Origin of the sequence: Caballeronia sp. DA-9, from assembly GCF_051615025.1 — a bacterium.
In the GTDB taxonomy this organism is placed as follows: Bacteria; Pseudomonadota; Gammaproteobacteria; order Burkholderiales; family Burkholderiaceae; genus Caballeronia; species Caballeronia sordidicola.
The window spans coordinates 3098772-3116971 of sequence record NZ_CP195133.1 but is presented as its reverse complement, the minus strand read 5'-3'; the positions used below and the strand labels follow the sequence as shown (position 1 = coordinate 3116971).

Genomic DNA, 18200 nt, shown 5'->3' with positions numbered 1-18200 from the left:
CAATTTGAAGCGGCGGGCGTTTCCAACAGAACGAGCACGATGACAAGAACAAAATCGCCCGCGCGTCTCGGGCCGGCCCGATGGATCCTGTATGGCATTTCCGTCATGGCGATTGCCGCCATTGCCACGCAGGTCTATTTCTTCGCGATGGTCGGGATTTACACGGTGGTCAATCCTCCCTCGACGGCGTTCATGCGCGCCGACGCCTGGCGGCTCGCCCAGGATCGTCCCGATCTTTCCATTCAGCGCACGTGGGTGCCTTATGACCAGATATCGCGCAATCTGAAGCGCGCGATCATTGCGTCCGAGGATGCGAACTTCGTCAACAACAACGGCTATGAAACCGACGCCATCCTGCAAGCCTGGGAGAAGAACAAGGCGCGCGGGAAGATCGTGGCGGGCGGCTCGACCATTTCGCAGCAACTGGCGCGGAACCTGTTTTTATCGCGGGAAAAGAGTTATGTGAGGAAGGCGCAGGAACTCGTCATTACTTCCATGCTCGAGCTCTGGATGGACAAGGAACGGATTTTCGAGATCTATCTGAACTCGGTGGAATGGGGCAACGGCGTGTACGGCGCCGAAGCGGCGGCGCATTATTACTACAAGACATCGGCTTCGAAACTGACCGCGTGGCAATCGGCGCGGCTGGCGGTCATGCTGCCGAGGCCGAAATATTTCGATGAACATCGCGGGTCCGCCTATTTGTCGCAGCGGGCGGGCGTGATCGCGAGGCGCATGGGAGCGGCGGAATTGCCGCATTGATTTGCTAAAACGCAGAACGAAACCCCGGCTTGCCGGGGTTTTTCATTTCCGGCGCCAAGCGTCTTGTCTCCCAATATGTGAACACATCAATCACATATTGAATAATCGTTACGCACGGCTCTAAAATCCGATCACAGCCAAACGGCAGTTACATAAGGCTCCGGGTAATCCCGAAGGCCTTGTGCGACGAAAAAAGCAATCGGAGACAAGTCATGACAACGCCTGCGCAATCGCCTCTCTTTGAGCTTCCGCGCGTCCAGCACTCCTTATCGATGAAAACCCGCGCTTTCTCGATTGCGCGCCGATGAGTGCCATGACCAAGACCCTGAACTCCACCCTCGACGCAGAATCGCCGATGGCTCGCGTCAGCGCCGAGCCGGAAACGCGCGATGCCAGCGATTCGGGCGCTTCAAGCGCTTCGGCCGAGCCTGAAGAAGTCAACGAAGCACAAGCCTCGGCTGCCGCGCTGCTCGACCTCACGCCGCAGCAAGCTGGCACGCAAACGCTGCTGCGCGGCCTCGCGATTCTCGAAGCGGCGGCGACCGGCGCGCGCGATCTGCGCAGCATTGGCGCGGCGCTCGGCACGACGCGCAGCACGACGCATCGTCTGGTGAGTTCGCTCGTGCAAGCGCGTTATCTGCGCCAGGTTGGCGGCGGTTATCTGCTCGGCCCGAAGCTGATCGAACTCGGCACCATCGCGCTCGAGCAAATGCCGCTGACCGCCGTCGCGCGCCCGCATCTGCAAGTGCTCGCGGACCACACGCACGACACCATTCACCTCGGCGTGCGCGATGGCGACGACGTGCTTTACATCGACAAGATTCCCGGCACGCGCGGTCTTGAAATGCGATCGCGCGTCGGCCACAGGATGCCTTTGGCATCGACGGGAATCGGCAAGGCGATGATGCTCGACCTGCCGCCCGAAACGTGGTCCACGCTGCTGGAAGCGTCGCATCGCGTGCTCGCGAAGGTGAGCTTCAGGCCGGATCACCAGCCCGACTTCGAGACCTTCGTGCAACGCATGACGCGCTATGCCCAGGGCGGCTTCACCTTCGACCTGGAAGAAAACGAAGCCTCCATCCGATGTGTCGCCGCGCCCGTTCGCGATGCGTCGGGCGCGATCGTCGCGGCGCTTTCGGTGGCGAGCACGATTCCCTACATGCCGCTGGAACGCATGGAAGAACTGATTCCCGTCGTGCAGCGCGAAGCGCGCGCGATCTCGCAAGAACTCGGCTGGCGCGTGCCGCAGCCCGCAACACGCAGGATCAAACGATGAGCGCCGCCCACGATCAATCCACGGCGGCACTGATCGCGCTCGACTGGGGCACGACGGCGCTGCGCGCGTATCTGCTCGACGCACACGGCGCGGTGCTGGATTCGCGTGCATCGGCAGCGGGAATCATGAAGCTGCCGCGCCCTGCAGCGGAAGGCGGATTCGATATTGTCTTCGACGAAACCTGCGGCGCGTGGCTCGCCGCCAATCCGCAACTCCCGGTGATTGCCGCCGGCATGGTCGGCAGCGCGCAAGGCTGGATGGAAGCGCCATACGTCACCGCGCCCGCCGATTCGGCGGCGCTCGTGGCGGGCATCGTGCGCGTTGTCACGCAAAAGGGCGTCACGGTTCATATCGTGCCGGGCGTGCTGGAAAACGGTGCGTTGCCGAACGTCATGCGCGGTGAAGAAACGCAAATTTTCGGCGCGCTTTGCGGCGACACCACGCACAGCGAACTCATCGGCTTGCCGGGGACGCATGCGAAATGGGCGTTTGTATCGGCGGGACGGATCGAGCGGTTTTACACATTCATGACCGGCGAGACCTTCGGCGCGCTGCGCGATCACACCATTCTTGGCCGCACGATGCGCGCGACCGGCCAGCACGATATTGCGTCGTTCATACGCGGCGTCGATACCGCCAAGGACGCAGGCCACGCCGGCATGCTCGCGACCATTTTCAGCACGCGCACGCTGGGCCTGACTGGAAAACTCAAGCCCGAGCAGCAAGCCGATTATCTTTCCGGTTTGCTGATTGGCCACGAATTGCGCGGCCTGAACGAAGTGCTCGCGCGCGAGCAATCGGACCTCGCGGGCAAGACGCTCAGGCTGATCGGCAACGACGCGCTGTGCGAGCGGTATCGGCAGGCTCTTGCGCGCTTTGGCTGCCATCAGGCGCCCACTGTCGCTCACGCCACCGAGCGTGGCTTGCACGAGATCGCGCTGCAGGCCGGGCTGATCCGCTCGACGGCCAGCGCGAACTAATCAGGAGCAAAACATGAGCGATATCGATATCAACCTTCCCGGCGCCTATACGCCGCACGCCGGACTTGCCGCCGCGTTCGGCGCGTGTCCGCTGATCGCGATCCTGCGCGGCGTGAGTCCGGCCGACGCCGCCGATCATGGCCGCGCGCTGTATGAAGCAGGGTTCCGGATCGTGGAAGTGCCGCTGAATTCGCCGCAGCCGTTCGACAGCATCGCGGCAATCCGTCAGGCGCTTCCGGCCGACGCCATCGTGGGCGCGGGAACGGTTCTGCATCCCCATTATGTGGATGAAGTCAAAAAGGCTGGCGGCGAACTGATTGTGATGCCGCACAGCGACGGCGACGTCGTGCGCGCGGCGAAGGCGCAAGGTCTCGCGTGCGCGCCGGGCGTGGCAACGCCGAATGAAGCGTTTATCGCGCTGAAGAATGGCGCCGATGTGTTGAAGATGTTCCCCGCCGAGCAACTCGGCGCGCATGTGGTCAAGGCGTGGCGCGCGGTGATTTCGGCTCGAGTGCCGCTCGTGCCGGTTGGCGGCATTGCGCCGGACAACATGGGACCGTTCCTGACGGCCGGCGCGAATGGCTTTGGCCTCGGTTCCGCGTTGTACAAGCCGGGTCAAAGCGCGGCGACGACGCTGGCGCACGCGAAGGCGTACATCAATGGATTGGCTGTGGCGCGAGGCGCGAAGAAATGAACCGGCTCGCGGGAAAAGTCGCGATGGTCACGGGCGCCGGGCGCGGCATTGGCGCGGCGATTGCCGCCGCGTTCGTGCGCGAAGGCGCGGCTGTGGTTCTGGCTGAACTCGACATTGCGTTGGCGCAGGAAACCACGCAAAAGATCGGCTCGACGGACAACGTGCTCGCGGTGCAGACGGACGTGACGCAAAGCGCATCGGTGCAAAACGCCGTGCGGGAAGCCGAAGCGAAATTCGGCTCTATCGACGTGCTGGTGAACAACGCGGGCATCAACGTGTTCTGCGATCCGCTGACCATGACCGACGACGACTGGCGCCGCTGCTTCGCCGTCGATCTCGACGGCGTCTGGAACGGCTGCCGCGCCGTGTTGCCGGGCATGGTCGAACGCGGGCGCGGCAGTATCGTGAATATTGCTTCCACGCATTCCTTCAAGATCATCCCGGGCTGTTTTCCTTACCCGGTCGCCAAGCACGGCGTGATCGGCTTGACGCGGGCGCTTGGCATTGAATACGCGGGGCGGCAGGTGCGGGTGAACGCAATCGCGCCGGGTTACATAGAAACGCAGCTTACGCACGACTGGTGGAACGAGCAGGCCGATCCGGCAAAAGCGAAACAGGCGACGCTCGATCTTCAGCCGATGAAACGCATCGGCCGCCCGGAAGAAGTGGCGATGACGGCCGTGTTCCTGGCGTCCGACGAAGCGCCGTTCATCAATGCAAGTTGCATTACCGTCGATGGCGGGCGCTCGGCGCTGTACCACGACTAGTTACCAGGTTCAGCAGTATCGGATGACGCACTGGCCGTGGTGCGACGTCATGACAACAAGACGCGGCCAACACCTTTGTTCCAACTAGACATTCAAGTCAGGAGACAGACCATGAAACGCAGAATGTTCATCACGCTGATTGCCACGGCTACGGCTGCAAGCGCAACCCTGTTCACCGCGCCCATTGCACAGGCGGCGGACCCCGTCAAGATCGGCTTTCTCGTGAAGCAGCCGGAAGAACCGTGGTTCCAGGACGAATGGAAATTCGCGGAAATGGCCGCCAAGGACAAGGGCTTCACGCTGGTGAAGATCGGCGCGCCGTCGGGTGAAAAGGTCATGAGCGCCATCGATAACCTCGCCGCGCAGAAAGCCCAGGGCTTCGTGATCTGCACGCCGGACGTCAAGCTCGGACCGGGCATTGTTGCCAAAGCGAAAGCTGCGGGGCTCAAGATGATGACGGTGGATGACCGTCTGGTCGACGGCTCGGGCAAGCCGATCGAATCGGTGCCGTACATGGGCATTTCGGCGTTCAACATCGGCAAGCAGGTGGGCGACGGAATTGCCGCGGAGATCAAGAAGCGCGGCTGGAACATGGCCGACGTCGGCGCGATCGACGTGACCTACGAGCAGCTTCCGACGGCGCATGACCGCACCGCTGGCGCAGTGGAAGCGCTGGTTGCCGCGGGCTTCCCGAAGGCCAACATCGTGATGGCGCCGCAAGCCAAGACTGACACGGAAAACGCTTTCAACGCCGCGAACATTGCGCTGACGAAGAACACGAAGTTCAAGCACTGGGTGGCATTTGGCCTGAACGACGAAGCCGTGCTCGGCGCCGTGCGTGCAGCGGAAGGCCGTGGATTCAAAGCCGACAACATGATTGGCGTGGGCATTGGCGGATCGGATTCGGCTTTGAACGAGTTCAAGAAACCGAACCCGACCGGCTTCTACGGCACGGTGATCATCAGCCCGAAGCGTCATGGCGAGGAAACGTCGGAACTGGTCTACACGTGGATCAAGGACGGCAAGGAACCGCCGCTCGTGACGCTCACGACCGGCATGCTGGCAACGCGTGACAACGTGGCCGACGTGCGCGAGAAGATGGGCCTTGCGTCGGCGAAGTAAGTTTTCTGTAGAGCAATACGGACCGCGCGCTTCATGAACCGAATCGCGCGGTCCGCCCGAATTCCAAGGAGGCGATGTGTCAGCGACGCTGCGTTTTGACAATATCGGCAAGGTTTTTCCAGGCGTGCGCGCGCTCGACGGCGTGTCGTTCGACGTCAACGCCGGCGAAGTGCACGGCCTGATGGGCGAGAACGGCGCGGGTAAATCGACCTTGCTGAAAGTGCTGGGCGGTGAATATCAACCGGATTCCGGACGTGTCCTGATCGATGGCAACGAGGTGAAGTTCGCCAGCGCGGCGGCATCGATTGCGGCTGGGATCGCGGTGATTCACCAGGAATTGCAATATGTGCCCGATCTCACCGTGGCCGAAAACCTACTGCTCGGCGCGTTGCCGAGCACGTTCGGCTGGGTGCACAAGCGCGAAGCGAAGAAGCATGTGAGCGAACGCTTGCGGCAGATGGGCGTGGATCTTGATCCGAACGCGAAGCTGAAAAAGCTTTCCATCGCGCAACGGCAGATGGTGGAAATCTGCAAGGCGCTGTTGCGTAACGCACGCGTAATTGCGCTCGACGAACCCACGTCCTCGCTCTCGCATCGCGAGACGGAAGTGCTGTTCAAGCTCGTGCGCGACCTGAAGGCGGACAACCGCGCGCTGATCTACATCTCGCACCGCATGGACGAGATCTACGAGTTGTGCAACACATGCACGATTTTCCGCGATGGCCGCAAGATCGCCTCGCACGCGAATCTGGCCGAAGTGCCGCGCGATACGCTCGTGCAGGAAATGGTCGGCCGCGAGATTTCGGATATCTACGATTACAAGGCACGCCCCCTTGGCGACGTGCGCTTTTCGGTGAAGAACATAGAAGGTCACGCGCTGCGCGAACCGACGAGTTTCGAAGTGCGTCGCGGTGAGATTGTCGGATTTTTCGGACTGGTTGGCGCGGGCCGCAGCGAACTCATGCACCTCGTGTACGGCGCGGACAGCAAGAAGGCGGGCACGATTGCACTCGACGGCCAGCCGATCAAGATCCGCAGCGCCGGCGAAGCAATCCGGCACGGCATTGTGCTGTGCCCGGAAGATCGCAAGGAAGAGGGCATTGTCGCCATGGCGACGGTCTCCGAGAACATCAACATCTCGTGCCGCCGTCATTATCTGCGCGCGGGATTGTTCCTTGACCGGAAGAAAGAAGCCGCGACCGCCGACCGTTTTATCCAGTTGCTGAAGATCAAGACGCCGAGCCGCAAGCAGAAGATCCGCTTTCTTTCCGGCGGCAATCAGCAGAAGGCGATTCTGTCGCGCTGGCTCGCCGAGCCGGAACTCAAAGTCGTGATTCTCGATGAACCCACGCGCGGTATCGACGTGGGCGCGAAGCACGAGATCTACAACGTGATCTATCAACTGGCCGAACGCGGCTGCGCGATCGTGATGATTTCGTCCGAGTTGCCCGAGGTGCTAGGTGTATCGGACCGGATTGTGGTGATGCGGCAGGGCCGGATTGCGGGCGAATTGCCGCGCGGACAAGCCAACGAACAATCAGTGCTGAATCTTGCGCTGCCTGTGCAAACCGAACCGACTGCGCAGGCAGCCTGAAGCAAAAAGTGGAGACGGAGGACATCATGGAAGTCAGGGAAAACATTAGCAACACGCTGGTGCCAGCGAAAAACGACAAGCAGAAATGGTGGCAGCAGATCACCGAATACAGCTTGATCGTGATCTTCGTCGTGATGTTCATCACGATGTCGCTCTCGGTCGATCACTTCTTCTCGATCGAAAACATGCTCGGCCTCGCGCTGTCGATCTCGCAGATCGGCATGGTCGCGTGCACGATGATGTTCTGCCTCGCATCGCGCGATTTCGACTTGTCGGTCGGGTCTACGGTCGCGTTCGCCGGCGTGCTCTGCGCGATGGTGTTGAACGCGACGGGCAATACCTTCATTGCGATTATCGCGGCGGTCGCGGCGGGCTCCGCGATTGGCTTCGTGAACGGCGCGGTGATCGCGTACTTGCGGATCAACGCGCTGATCACCACGCTGGCGACCATGGAAGTGGTGCGCGGACTTGGGTTTATCGTGTCGCATGGTCAGGCCGTGGGCGTCTCGTCCGATACGTTCATCGCGCTCGGCGGATTGACCATGTTTGGCGTCTCGTTGCCAATCTGGGTCACGCTCGCGTGTTTCATCGTGTTCGGCGTGTTGCTGAACCAGACCGTGTATGGACGCAATACGCTCGCGATTGGCGGCAACGCGGAAGCGTCACGTTTGGCGGGTATTAATGTGGAACGTACGCGCGTCTGGATTTTCCTGATCCAGGGTGCGGTTGCGGCGCTGGCGGGCGTGATCCTGGCTTCGCGGATCACGTCGGGACAACCGAACGCGGCTGACGGTTTCGAACTCAACGTGATTTCCGCCTGCGTGCTTGGCGGCGTGTCGTTGCTCGGCGGCCGCGCGACCATTTCGGGCGTGGTGATCGGCGTGCTGATCATGGGCACGGTCGAGAACGTGATGAACCTGATGAACATCGACGCGTTCTATCAGTACCTCGTTCGCGGCGCGATCCTGCTTGCCGCCGTGCTGCTCGACCAGTTGAAGAACCGCGGCTCGCGAGATTAAAGGGGTGTGTGAAAGATGGCCAGTTCAGTCGATAAAACCCTCGCGCGCTACCCGAGCCTCGCCGGCAAAGTGGTGCTGATCACCGGCGGCGCGACGGGAATTGGCGCGGCGTTCGTCGAGCACTTCTTCGATCAAGGCGCGAAGGTGGCGTTTTTCGACATCGATACGAACGCCGGCGAAGCGCTTGCCGACCAGCTCGGCGCGGAACTGGCGGAAGGACAATTCCGGCCAATGTTCCTGCGCGTCGACCTGACGGATATTGGCGCGCTGCGGCAAGGTATTGCCGACGTTCGCAGCACGCTTGGGGCTATCGGCGTGCTGGTGAACAACGCGGCGAACGACAAGCGTCACAGGATTGAAGACGTGACGCCCGAGTTGTACGACGCGGGCATTGCCGTGAATGTGCGGCATCAGTTCTTCGCGGCGCAAGCGGTCATGGACGACATGAAACAGATTGGCGGCGGTTCGATCATCAATCTGGGATCGATTAGCTGGATGCTGAAGAACGGCGGATATCCGGTCTACGTCACGGCGAAAGCGGCCGTGCAAGGCATGACGAATGGCCTCGCGCGCGATCTGGGACCGTTCAATATCCGCGTGAATACGCTCGTGCCGGGCTGGGTGATGACGGACAAGCAGAAGCGTCTGTGGCTGGACGACGCGGGAAAACGCGCGATCAAGGAAGGGCAATGCATCGATGCTGAATTGCTGCCCGAGCATCTGGCGCGCGCCGCGTTGTTCCTTGCCGCCGACGATAGCCGCATGATGACCGCGCAGGAAGTCGTGATCGACGGAGGCTGGGCGTGAAGGCGCAATTGTTGATCGACAGCAAATGTGCGCTTGGCGAAGGCGCGACGTGGTGCGCGGCGAGCGGGCGTTTCTATTGGACGGACATAGAAGGCAGGCGTTTGTGGCGCTACGATCCGCGCGACTCCAGCCGCGAATGCTTTGACATGCCCGAGCGTCTGGCGTGCTTTGCGCTGTGCGCAGAACCCGATTTGCTGTTGCTCGGACTGGCTTCGCGCCTAGCATTCCTCGATCTGCAAACCGGCGAGATTGAAACCATCATGCCGGTCGAAGATGGCTTGCCCACGCGGTTGAACGATGGCCGCTGCGATCGGCAAGGACGCTTTGTCTTCGGCACGAAACACGATGTGGCGAACGCGGAGAAGGTTGGCGGGTTTTATCGGCTGAATCTGGATTTGTCGCTGGAACGCCTGCCGCTGGGCGACGCCGCGATTCCAAACAGCATTGCGTTCAGCCCGGATGGATCGACCCTGTATTACTGCGATTCCCCCACGCGCCAGATTCGCGCCTGCGACTACGATTCGTTCGCAAATCAGCGCGTGTTCGCCGAACTCACCGACGCAAGCGGCGAGCCGGATGGATCGACCATCGATCGCGATGGCGGTTTGTGGAACGCGCAATGGGGCGGCGCGCGCGTGGTGCGCTACGACGCCGATGGCCGCGAAACGGCGCGCGTGGATGTGCCGACGACGCAACCGAGTTGCGTCGCGTTTGGCGGCTCGCAACTCGGCACGCTGTATATCACGAGCGCGCGCATTGGGCTGGACCACGCCGCGTTGCAGAACGACTTGCGCGCGGGCGGCGTGTTTATCGCGACGCCGGCGGCGAGGGGTATCGCGGAACCCGTGTTTCGTGGAAACTGAGCGCCATTGATCGAGATGGTTTTGCAGCACCGCAATGCCTAAAAACCGAGGTGGCGCGCACGACGCGCCGCCCGCAGATTCCCGGGCATGCCGGGCTTTATGCCAGGACCACGGGAAACGTCCGCCTCTCGGAGACTCGCACATGACCGTTGCCCGTTCCTCATCTGGTTCTGCACCTGGCGCTTCGTCCAGCGCCAAGACCCCGCAGGCCGCGCCACGTCCGACGGTCGCCACTCGCCGTTCCAAACTTGCAGCCGCGACTGAACCGCCGATCCGGCCGGGTCCATCCACATCCGTTGTAGCGATGGGCGGCGCTGGCCGCGATGGCTGCATCACGCTTGCCAACGCGCAATTGCGTCTGGACATTGCACCGGCGCTCGGCGGCGGCATCACGCGCTTCGACTGGCGCAGCGACGGCACGCTCGTGCCGATCTTCCGGCCGTGCCTTGAACCCGGCGACGCCACCGACCCCAACGAACTCGCGTGTTATCCGCTGCTGCCGTATTCGAATCGAATTGGCGGAGGGCGTTTTCAGTTTCTTGGGCGTGGTATCGATGTCCCGTGCAACCGTCCCGGCGAACCGCTGCCGCTTCATGGCGATGGCTGGCTTGGCGCATGGGACGTGGCGTCCGAGAGCTCCACACACGTGCGCCTCACGCTCGACAGGCGCAATGGCAAGCCCTATTCGTACAAGGCGAGCCAGTCGTTCATGCTCGAAGGCGCGACGCTGGTGGTGACGTTATCGGTCGAGAACGCGGGGCGCGAGGCGTTGCCATTCGGACTCGGTTTGCATCCGTTCCTGACGCGTGAAGCCGATACCGAATTGTCCGCCGCCGCCGATGGCGTCTGGCTTTGCGGCGATGACTTCCTGCCCGTGCGTCACGTCCCGGCGCCTCCGGCGTGGCAATTCGGCGTGGCCTACCCGATGCCCACGGCCATGATCAACAACGCGTTCACCGGATGGAGCGGACGCACGAGCGTAATGTGGCCGAAGCGGCGCTTGTCGCTGACCATTTCCGCCGATACCGACTACTACGTGCTTTATGCGCCTGCCGGGAAAGACTTCTTTTGTTTTGAGCCAGTCGATCATCCGATCAATGCGGTGAATTTGCCGGGCGGCGGCGCGGCAAACGGGATGACCGTTTTGGCGCCGGGCGAAAGTCTGACGCGCGAGTTCAGTTTTACGGTCGAGCGATCGGGCGAGGCCGAGCGGCGCGGGCGGCCGAAACAGCCTGCGGGACAGAAGGCGCGCAAGAACGCGGCGGCGGTTCGGTAGCGTCGCGGGTGGGCGCGGGGAGCGATGGCTCGCGCGGTAAAATGCGGGATACGCCTAATTCGCTCACGGATACCCATGTCTTTTATCGAATCGCTCAACGCCGCGTGGTCGCGCACCCAATCAATGCTTTGCGTGGGACTCGATCCTGAGCCGTCCCGTTTTCCGGGTGCGTTCAACGGCCGCGCGGATTCGATCTTCGATTTTTGCCGCGAAATCGTGGATGCCACCGCGCCATTTGCCTGTTCGTTCAAGCCGCAAATTGCTTATTTCTCGGCGCATCGGGCGGAGGATCAGCTTGAGCAATTGATCGCGCATATTCATTCGGAACATCCGGGATTGCCGGTGATTCTGGATGCGAAGCGTGGGGATATTGGGAGTACCGCTGAGCAATATGCCATTGAGGCGTTTGAACGATATAAAGCCGATGCCGTGACGGTTAATCCATATATGGGATTTGATTCGGTTCAGCCTTATCTTGAACACGAAGGGAAAGGCGTGATCGTGCTTTGCCGGACTTCAAATGCCGGCGGGTCGGATCTGCAGTTTCTTGAAGTCGATGGGACGCCGTTGTATCAGGTTGTGGCACGGCTCGCGGCTGAGAAGTGGAATGGGAGCGGGCAGTTGGGGTTGGTGGTTGGCGCTACGTTTCCGCGAGAGATTGAGGTGGTCAGGTCGATTGTTGGGGATATGCCGCTGCTGATCCCTGGGATTGGGGCGCAGGGCGGGGATGTTGAGGCTACGGTTCGGGCGGGACGGGTTGCTTCTGGGCGCGGCGGGATGCTGATTAATTCTTCGCGCGCGATTATCTATGCGGGGAAAGGCGAGGATTTCGCCGATGCCGCGGCGGAAGTGGCGAGGCGGACGAGGGATGCGATTAATGGGGTGGGGTGAGTTTCGGAGCGCTTAACGAAGCGGGATTGGATTTGTTTGCGACTGGCAGCGTCCGACCCAGTACCGCCATTGACGTCTCAACACTCGGCGCCCGGAAGCGGACGCTAAGCCAATCCAATTAAGGCGCTCCCGCGCTAGACCTGCTAAGGCGGATCTGGAAAGCATGCTTCCGCAGAACAAGGGAGATCTCCAATTTGCAGACGAAACTCTTGAAGACGCAACATACGCGCCCAAATTTAGGACATTCAAGCCCGTCGGCCTGTTTTCACAACAAGAGGACTGCATGCTCGCGCCACAAGAACACGAATACTCGGTCATGGGCGGAGCGAACCGAGTTAGCGTTGGACGTCTCCTCAGTTTTGCCGCTAGCGCGATCTCGGGCGCGCTAGTTTTCGCCATCCTGCACACAGTTGATCTGGCAAAGAAACTTGGGTGGAACGTCAACGCACCCCCCACCCTGCTGTCCCTTGTGGGCGCCGGTGCAGTCTTCGGCATTCTGTATTGGGTTTTGAACAAATGGGCATGGAGATGGCCCGGCGTTGGCCTGCTTCTTAAAGTGCCTGACATATCGGGCACTTGGGACTGTCAGGGTAAAACAATTGCAGCTGACGGGTCGACGAAGTTCAACTGGCTGGCAGAGATCATCATTATTCAGTCTTGGGACAAGCTACGAATCCGGCTGGCAACGAAAACTTCAGGCTCTAGCAGTATTTCAGCTGCGCTTGCGCACGACAGCGTTGATGGGTTCGTCCTGCTCTATCACTACCGAAACGATCCGCGGCCGGACGCCGCTGAACTCAAGCCTCACACTGGATGCGCCGTCATGACTATCGCAAAGGACCTGCGATCGGCCGAGGGCGAATATTTCAACGGTCGGGGTCGTATGACTTTCGGCACCATGAACTGGACCAAGAGAATCTGATGGCGACCGATATCAACAAGCGCCTAGCGCAACTGCGCGCTCGCCGCGACGGGTCTGATCGCCTAGCCATGGACAGCGCCGCGCGAAGTGAATGGTTGGGCAAGGCGTTGAGTAGCGGCGCGGAAACCGTCCAAGAATCGTGGGAGAAGCGAGCTAGCGTCAACAACAAGCACACAGCGTATGCGTTGGGCGCCATGCAGGCCGTTAGCGCAACCTACACGCGAGTAAGCGTTGAAACCGCGGAACGTATTGGGAATCAGCTTGAATCGAGGCTCGGCAAAGCGGGATTAAACGTTGAATTTCGTCTCCAAGGCTCGGTACCGTTGGATGTTCATATCCGTAGAGTGAGTGACGTCGACCTGCTGACAATCGACACGGATTTCTTGGTCTACAGCACCTCTGGAGTTCAAGGGAGAAATGGATATTACGTGCAGACGCCCAAGACTTCCCTCTCAGTGTTGCAAACGCTTCGCAATTTTATAGAGGTCGAGTTACCGCTGGCGTATCCCCAGGCCACCGTGGACACCTCAGGCGCGAAAGCAGTCAAAATCCACGGCGGCTCGCTGCCGCGAATGGTAGATGTTGTACCGGCGCATTGGTACGACACCGATGCTTACCAAGCGAGCAAGATTGAAGCAGATCGAGGCATCCAAATTCTCGACAAGAAGGCAGCGGTCACACTGACGAACTATCCGTTTTTGCACATCAGGAGGATCATCGATCGATGTAATGGCGCTGGCGGAGGGTTACGGAAAGCAATTCGACTATGTAAAAACATCAAGGCCGACGCTGAATCGGAGGGAACGGCGATCTCGCTCCCCAGCTTCGACATTGCCTCGACGATGTATCACGCCGATATGACCAACTTGGCTTTTGGTCGATACTTCGAGCTGTCGATCTTGGCAGAGACCCAGCGACATCTGGATGTCTTGGCTCGAAACAACGAATATGCAAAAACTTTGATGGTGCCCGATGGGTCCAGACAGATTTTCGACACACCCGCTAAGTTGCAAGGGTTACTTTCATTGTCCCTCCAGATGGACGAACTCCTTCGCCGCGTTGCTGCCGAACAAGGCGCGATTGCTATAACGCTGGAAGAATGTCGCAATGCAATTCGGTACCTGAACCAATAGCGCTTTTAGGGACGTCTGAAGAGGGGCAGCTATTAGTAGCCAACGCCTCGGGTTCCCGCACGCTCGGAGCAAGGTGAGGGCCTACCCGGAAGCCGACGCTCGAAATCGTCCGCTTCTGGCCGACAGCCGCCAATGACCGATTAATTACTTGAATTCCTCGCCAGCAGATTATCGCTGGTTGCGGATCGTCCGCTCAATCTCGCTGACCGCCTTTTCCGCCACGTCTTCGCCCGTGCAATTTATGACGTGTCGGCTTTGGATCCCCCGCAACCAGGTCAACTGCCTCTTACACAACTGCCTCGTAGCAAACACCCCCTTATCCCGCATGGTCTTATAATCACCCACCCCATCCAGATATTCCCAAGCCTGCCGATACCCCACGCATCGCATGGAAGGCATCGTCGGCGATAAATCCCCTCGCGCCCGAAGCCGTTCCACCTCGTCCAGAAACCCACCTTCAAGCATCGAATCAAACCGCTTTTCAATGCGCTTATGCAGCACGCTTCTATCCGATGGTTCCAGCGCAATCGGCACAAACTCCGGCTCACCTTCCCGCGTCCTCTTTGGTTCCTTCAATATCGCGGATAAAGCCCTGCCACTCAGCATAAACACTTCCAGCGCGCGCTGAATTCGCTGCGAATCATTAGGCGCCAATCGCGCCGCAGTCTCTGCATCAACCGCACCCAATCGCGCATGCAAAGCGGGCCATCCATCGCGCGCCGCTTCTTCATCAAGCGCCGCACGAACTTCCGGATTCGCTTCCGGCAACTCATTCAAACCGCGCGTCAATGCCATGTAATACAGCATCGTGCCGCCGACCAATAACGGAATCCGTCCACGCGCTTCAATTTCCACAACCAGCTTCAACGCATCGCTACGAAACTGCGCGGCAGAATAAGCCTCGGTCGGATCGATGATATCGATCAAATGATGCGGCGCCACCGCGCGTTCTTCTTCAGTCGGCTTTGCAGTGCCAATATCCATCCCGCGATAAACCAGCGCCGAATCCACGCTGATAATCTCCACGGGAAAACGCTGCGCGAACGCAAGCGCGGCAGCGGTTTTCCCCGATGCCGTCGGCCCCAATAAGCAGGCAACCTTACGCGCGCTCATTGTCCGCGCATGAAGAGCCGGTCCAGATCGCCGAGCGTCAATTGAAACCACGTCGGGCGGCCGTGATTGCATTGATCGCCGCGCTCGGTGGCTTCCATTTGCCGTAGCAGGCCATTCATTTCATCGAGCGTCAGCCGGCGATTCGCGCGCACCGCGTGATGGCAAGCCAGCGTGCCAAGCAATTCATGCTGGCGCTCGGTGAGAACGCGTGAGCCGCCATAAGCCTGCAAATCGGCTATGACCGCGCGTGCCAGCGACTGCAAATCTGCATCTTTCAACAAGGCGGGAACAGCGCGAATCGCAATCGACCCCGGCGACAAAATCGCGAGATCGAAGCCGAGCGCATCCAGCACTTCGCGCTCTTCTTCCACGACGCCCATCTCCACGGCATCGACGGTCATCGTCACCGGAATCAGCAAAGGTTGGACGGCGATTGCGCGATCTGCCAGCGAGTTCTTGAACTGCTCATAAAGAATGCGTTCGTGGGCCGCATGCATATCCACGATGATCAATCCCTGCGCGTTCTGCGCGAGCACATAGATACCGTGGATCTGGCCGAGGGCGAAGCCAAGCGGCTGAGCGTGTTCGCCCGTAGCCGTCGCGCCGGGCATCTCGGCGTAAACGGGCGCGCTCGGCTGAGTCGGCGAATATCGCTCGGACGACGCCAGCGATGTCGTTCCTTCAGGCGTTCCCGCGCCGATATCCCTGCGTCCGAACAACGCGTCGTAAAGCGCCAGCGGCTGCGCGACAGGCAGGTTTCCCTGCGTCATCCGCGATTGCCGCAGCCAGTTCGTACCGTTCTCGGCTTTTGGCGTCGGCTGCAATTCACTCGATCCCGCATAAGGCCGCGCGCTGAACGACGCAACGCCCGTGGGCTGCAACTGCGCCGCATGACCGCCCGCCGTAGTCTCCGGCGACGCCCCCGCGTTTCTCGCCAACGCCCGCTGCACCGCATGGAACACATATTGGTGAATGGAACGCGAATCGCGGAAACGCACTTCGATCTTGGACGGATGCACGTTCACATCGACGGATTCCGGCGGTAAATCCAGAAACAGCACATACGCCGGATACCGGTTGCCGTGCAGCACGTCCTCATACGCGGCGCGCACGGCGTGAGTCAGCAGCTTGTCGCGCACGAAGCGCCCGTTGACGAAAAAGTATTGCTGGTCGGCGCGGCCCCGGCTCGCGGTCGGCAACCCTGCGCAGCCGTACACGGCGAGCGGCCCGGCGCGCTCATCGAGCGGAAGGTGCGCGGTCGCGAATACCTCGCCAAGAATCTTGGCCACGCGCGTGGCGGGATCGGACGCGTTCCAGTGCTCCACGGCCTTGCCGTTATGAAGCACGGATATTGCCACGTCTGGCCGCGCGAGCGCCACGCGCCGGATGACTTCAAGGCAATGCCCGAGTTCGGTCTGCTCGCTCTTCAGGAATTTGCGCCGCGCGGGCGTGTTGAAGTACAACTCGCGCACTTCCATCGTCGTACCGATAGTCCCCGCCGCCGGCGAGATTGCGCCGGTCCGGGCATCGATGCGCGTGGCATGCGCACACGTGGCCGTGCGGCTGGTGATGAAAAGCTCGGCAACCGATGCTATGGACGCAATCGCTTCGCCGCGAAACCCGAGCGACGCCACGGCCTCCAGTTCTGCCAGCGAGCGGATCTTGCTGGTGGCGTGGCGCAGGAGCGCGAGCGGGAGTTCGTCTGGCGGAATGCCGCAGCCGTCATCGACAATCACGATCCGCTTCACGCCGCCTTCGTCCAGCGTGATCCGCAAGCTTGTCGCGCCGGCGTCCAGCGCGTTTTCGAGCAATTCCTTCACCACGGACGCGGGGCGCTCGACCACTTCGCCAGCCGCGATCTGGCTGATCAACTGGTCGGGCAATGGCTGAATGGCGCGCAGCAGCCGCGCGGCGGGAGCGAGAGAAGCCGCTGGCGCCGCCGAGGCTGCGGAAGGAGAAATCGCGCCGGATGAATCGATGAGATCGGTCATGGCGAAATTATAAAGCCTCACGCCGATGAACGATTTCGGGGCCAGCCGGTCTCCATAAAGCCCCGCGCCGCTCACCGCCCGCATGCAAAAAGCGCGCACATTCGCGCCAAAACCCGTGATGGAACGCGCCGTTCGTGAATTTTCCGGCAACGAGTTCGGTATCATGGCGCGACTGTTTTTCCTGCAACGATCCCACCGTGCGTGCACGTTGCCACCGCTAATTCATCTTGATCGAGGCCCCATTTGGATACGCTGCTGTCATTCCTGAGTCTTATCCTCCACATCGACAAGTCGCTCGGCGTGTTCATCCAGCATTACGGCGCCTGGGTGTACGCAATCCTGTTCCTGATCGTGTTCTGTGAAACAGGGCTGGTGGTGTTTCCTTTCCTGCCCGGCGACTCGCTGCTGTTCATTGGCGGCGCGTTCGCCGCGAGCGGATCGATGAGTCTCTCCGCACTGATCGTCTTGTTGCTGGTCGCGGCCGTGCTCGGGAATACGGTGAATTACCTGATCGGCCGTGCGATCGGTCCCAAGGTCTTCGATACCCACATTCCCATCCTGGAACGTTTTCTCGATCGCGAAGCGCTGCGCAAGACGCACGGTTTCTACGACCGCCACGGTGGCAAGACCATCGTGCTTGCGCGCTTCGTGCCTATCGTCCGGACTTTTGCGCCGTTCGTGGCGGGTGCGTCGGCCATGAACGCGTCGCGCTTCCAGTTTTTCAATGTGCTCGGCGCGCTGATCTGGGTGTTGCTGCTCGTGCTGCTGGGTTATTTCTTCGGCAATATTCCGTTCATCCGGCAATATCTGAATGTGATCGCGCTCGTTGGCGTGTGCGCCGCAATTGTCCCGATAGCGCTCGGCGCACTGTGGAAAGTCATGCGGCGCAAGGCGCGTCAGTAAGTAAAGCCGGCACGCGTTTTTATGCGCCAGCACTGCCCGCCGTCCGCTCTTTCGCCTCGAAAACGTAAAAGGTTAGAATGCCGAATT

17 protein-coding genes are annotated in these 18200 nt (G+C 60.6%); 15 read left to right on the top strand and 2 right to left on the bottom strand.

Features of this window, described 5'->3' with window-relative positions; genetic code table 11:
• Nucleotides 1-39: 39 nt before the first annotated feature.
• The 14 genes from mtgA to ACRWA7_RS30395 all read left to right on the top strand — a co-directional run bounded on the left by mtgA (nucleotide 40) and on the right by ACRWA7_RS30395 (nucleotide 14106).
• On the top strand, nucleotides 40-762 hold the full coding sequence (gene mtgA / locus ACRWA7_RS30460) for a monofunctional biosynthetic peptidoglycan transglycosylase (RefSeq protein ID WP_438394326.1): 723 nt from the start codon (nucleotides 40-42) through the stop codon (nucleotides 760-762).
• Nucleotides 763-1117: 355 nt separating this feature from the next.
• Nucleotides 1118-2038 (top strand): IclR family transcriptional regulator, encoded by a 921-nt coding sequence (locus ACRWA7_RS30455; RefSeq protein WP_438396834.1) that lies wholly within the window; start codon nucleotides 1118-1120, stop codon nucleotides 2036-2038.
• Entirely contained in the window at nucleotides 2035-3018 is a 984-nt protein-coding gene (locus ACRWA7_RS30450) for a 2-dehydro-3-deoxygalactonokinase (protein ID WP_438394324.1), read from the top strand. The genes ACRWA7_RS30455 and ACRWA7_RS30450 overlap by 4 nt, the downstream gene beginning before the upstream one ends.
• Nucleotides 3019-3031: 13 nt before the next feature.
• Entirely contained in the window at nucleotides 3032-3712 is a 681-nt protein-coding gene (locus ACRWA7_RS30445; RefSeq protein WP_438394322.1) for a 2-dehydro-3-deoxy-6-phosphogalactonate aldolase, read from the top strand.
• Nucleotides 3709-4479 (top strand): SDR family oxidoreductase, encoded by a 771-nt coding sequence (locus ACRWA7_RS30440; protein WP_438394320.1) that lies wholly within the window; start codon nucleotides 3709-3711, stop codon nucleotides 4477-4479. Before ACRWA7_RS30445 ends, ACRWA7_RS30440 begins: the two co-directional genes overlap by 4 nt.
• A 111-nt stretch (nucleotides 4480-4590) precedes the next feature.
• Entirely contained in the window at nucleotides 4591-5601 is a 1011-nt protein-coding gene (locus tag ACRWA7_RS30435; RefSeq protein ID WP_438394319.1) for an arabinose ABC transporter substrate-binding protein, read from the top strand.
• A 76-nt stretch (nucleotides 5602-5677) separates the two neighbouring features.
• Nucleotides 5678-7195, top strand: a complete 1518-nt coding sequence (gene araG / locus ACRWA7_RS30430) for an L-arabinose ABC transporter ATP-binding protein AraG (protein ID WP_060857986.1) — start codon at nucleotides 5678-5680, stop codon at nucleotides 7193-7195.
• Between the two features lie 26 nt (nucleotides 7196-7221).
• Nucleotides 7222-8214, top strand: coding sequence for an L-arabinose ABC transporter permease AraH (gene araH / locus ACRWA7_RS30425; protein ID WP_060857987.1), 993 nt, complete (start codon nucleotides 7222-7224; stop codon nucleotides 8212-8214).
• A 15-nt stretch (nucleotides 8215-8229) separates the two neighbouring features.
• The gene (locus tag ACRWA7_RS30420) at nucleotides 8230-9021 is read left to right on the top strand and encodes an SDR family NAD(P)-dependent oxidoreductase (RefSeq protein ID WP_438394315.1); all 792 of its coding nucleotides are present in this window, start codon (nucleotides 8230-8232) and stop codon (nucleotides 9019-9021) included.
• Nucleotides 9018-9884 carry an SMP-30/gluconolactonase/LRE family protein gene (locus ACRWA7_RS30415; protein WP_438394312.1) on the top strand — a complete coding sequence of 289 codons (867 nt, stop codon included), beginning with the start codon at nucleotides 9018-9020 and terminating at the stop codon, nucleotides 9882-9884. Before ACRWA7_RS30420 ends, ACRWA7_RS30415 begins: the two co-directional genes overlap by 4 nt.
• Nucleotides 9885-10026: 142 nt before the next feature.
• Nucleotides 10027-11160: an aldose 1-epimerase gene (locus ACRWA7_RS30410; protein WP_438394310.1), complete on the top strand. Its 1134-nt coding sequence runs from the start codon at nucleotides 10027-10029 to the stop codon at nucleotides 11158-11160.
• 75 nt (nucleotides 11161-11235) lie between these two features.
• On the top strand, nucleotides 11236-12051 hold the full coding sequence (gene pyrF / locus ACRWA7_RS30405) for an orotidine-5'-phosphate decarboxylase (protein ID WP_438394308.1): 816 nt from the start codon (nucleotides 11236-11238) through the stop codon (nucleotides 12049-12051).
• 163 nt (nucleotides 12052-12214) lie between these two features.
• Nucleotides 12215-12973 (top strand): Cap15 family CBASS effector, encoded by a 759-nt coding sequence (locus ACRWA7_RS30400; protein WP_438394306.1) that lies wholly within the window; start codon nucleotides 12215-12217, stop codon nucleotides 12971-12973.
• Complete coding sequence (locus ACRWA7_RS30395; RefSeq protein WP_438394303.1) at nucleotides 12973-14106, top strand: hypothetical protein; 1134 nt, start codon at nucleotides 12973-12975, stop codon at nucleotides 14104-14106. Before ACRWA7_RS30400 ends, ACRWA7_RS30395 begins: the two co-directional genes overlap by 1 nt.
• Nucleotides 14107-14274: 168 nt before the next feature.
• Here the strand turns inward: ACRWA7_RS30395 and miaA are convergent, their stop codons facing one another.
• A complete protein-coding gene (gene miaA, locus ACRWA7_RS30390; protein ID WP_438394302.1) occupies nucleotides 14275-15219 on the bottom strand; it encodes a tRNA (adenosine(37)-N6)-dimethylallyltransferase MiaA in 945 nt (314 codons plus the stop codon).
• The gene (mutL, locus tag ACRWA7_RS30385) at nucleotides 15216-17210 is read right to left on the bottom strand and encodes a DNA mismatch repair endonuclease MutL (protein ID WP_438396832.1); all 1995 of its coding nucleotides are present in this window, start codon (nucleotides 17208-17210) and stop codon (nucleotides 15216-15218) included. Before mutL ends, miaA begins: the two co-directional genes overlap by 4 nt.
• Before the next feature lie 243 nt (nucleotides 17211-17453).
• Between mutL and ACRWA7_RS30380 the strand changes: the two genes are divergently transcribed.
• Complete coding sequence (locus ACRWA7_RS30380) at nucleotides 17454-18113, top strand: VTT domain-containing protein (RefSeq protein WP_060857994.1); 660 nt, start codon at nucleotides 17454-17456, stop codon at nucleotides 18111-18113.
• Nucleotides 18114-18200 lie beyond the last annotated feature (87 nt).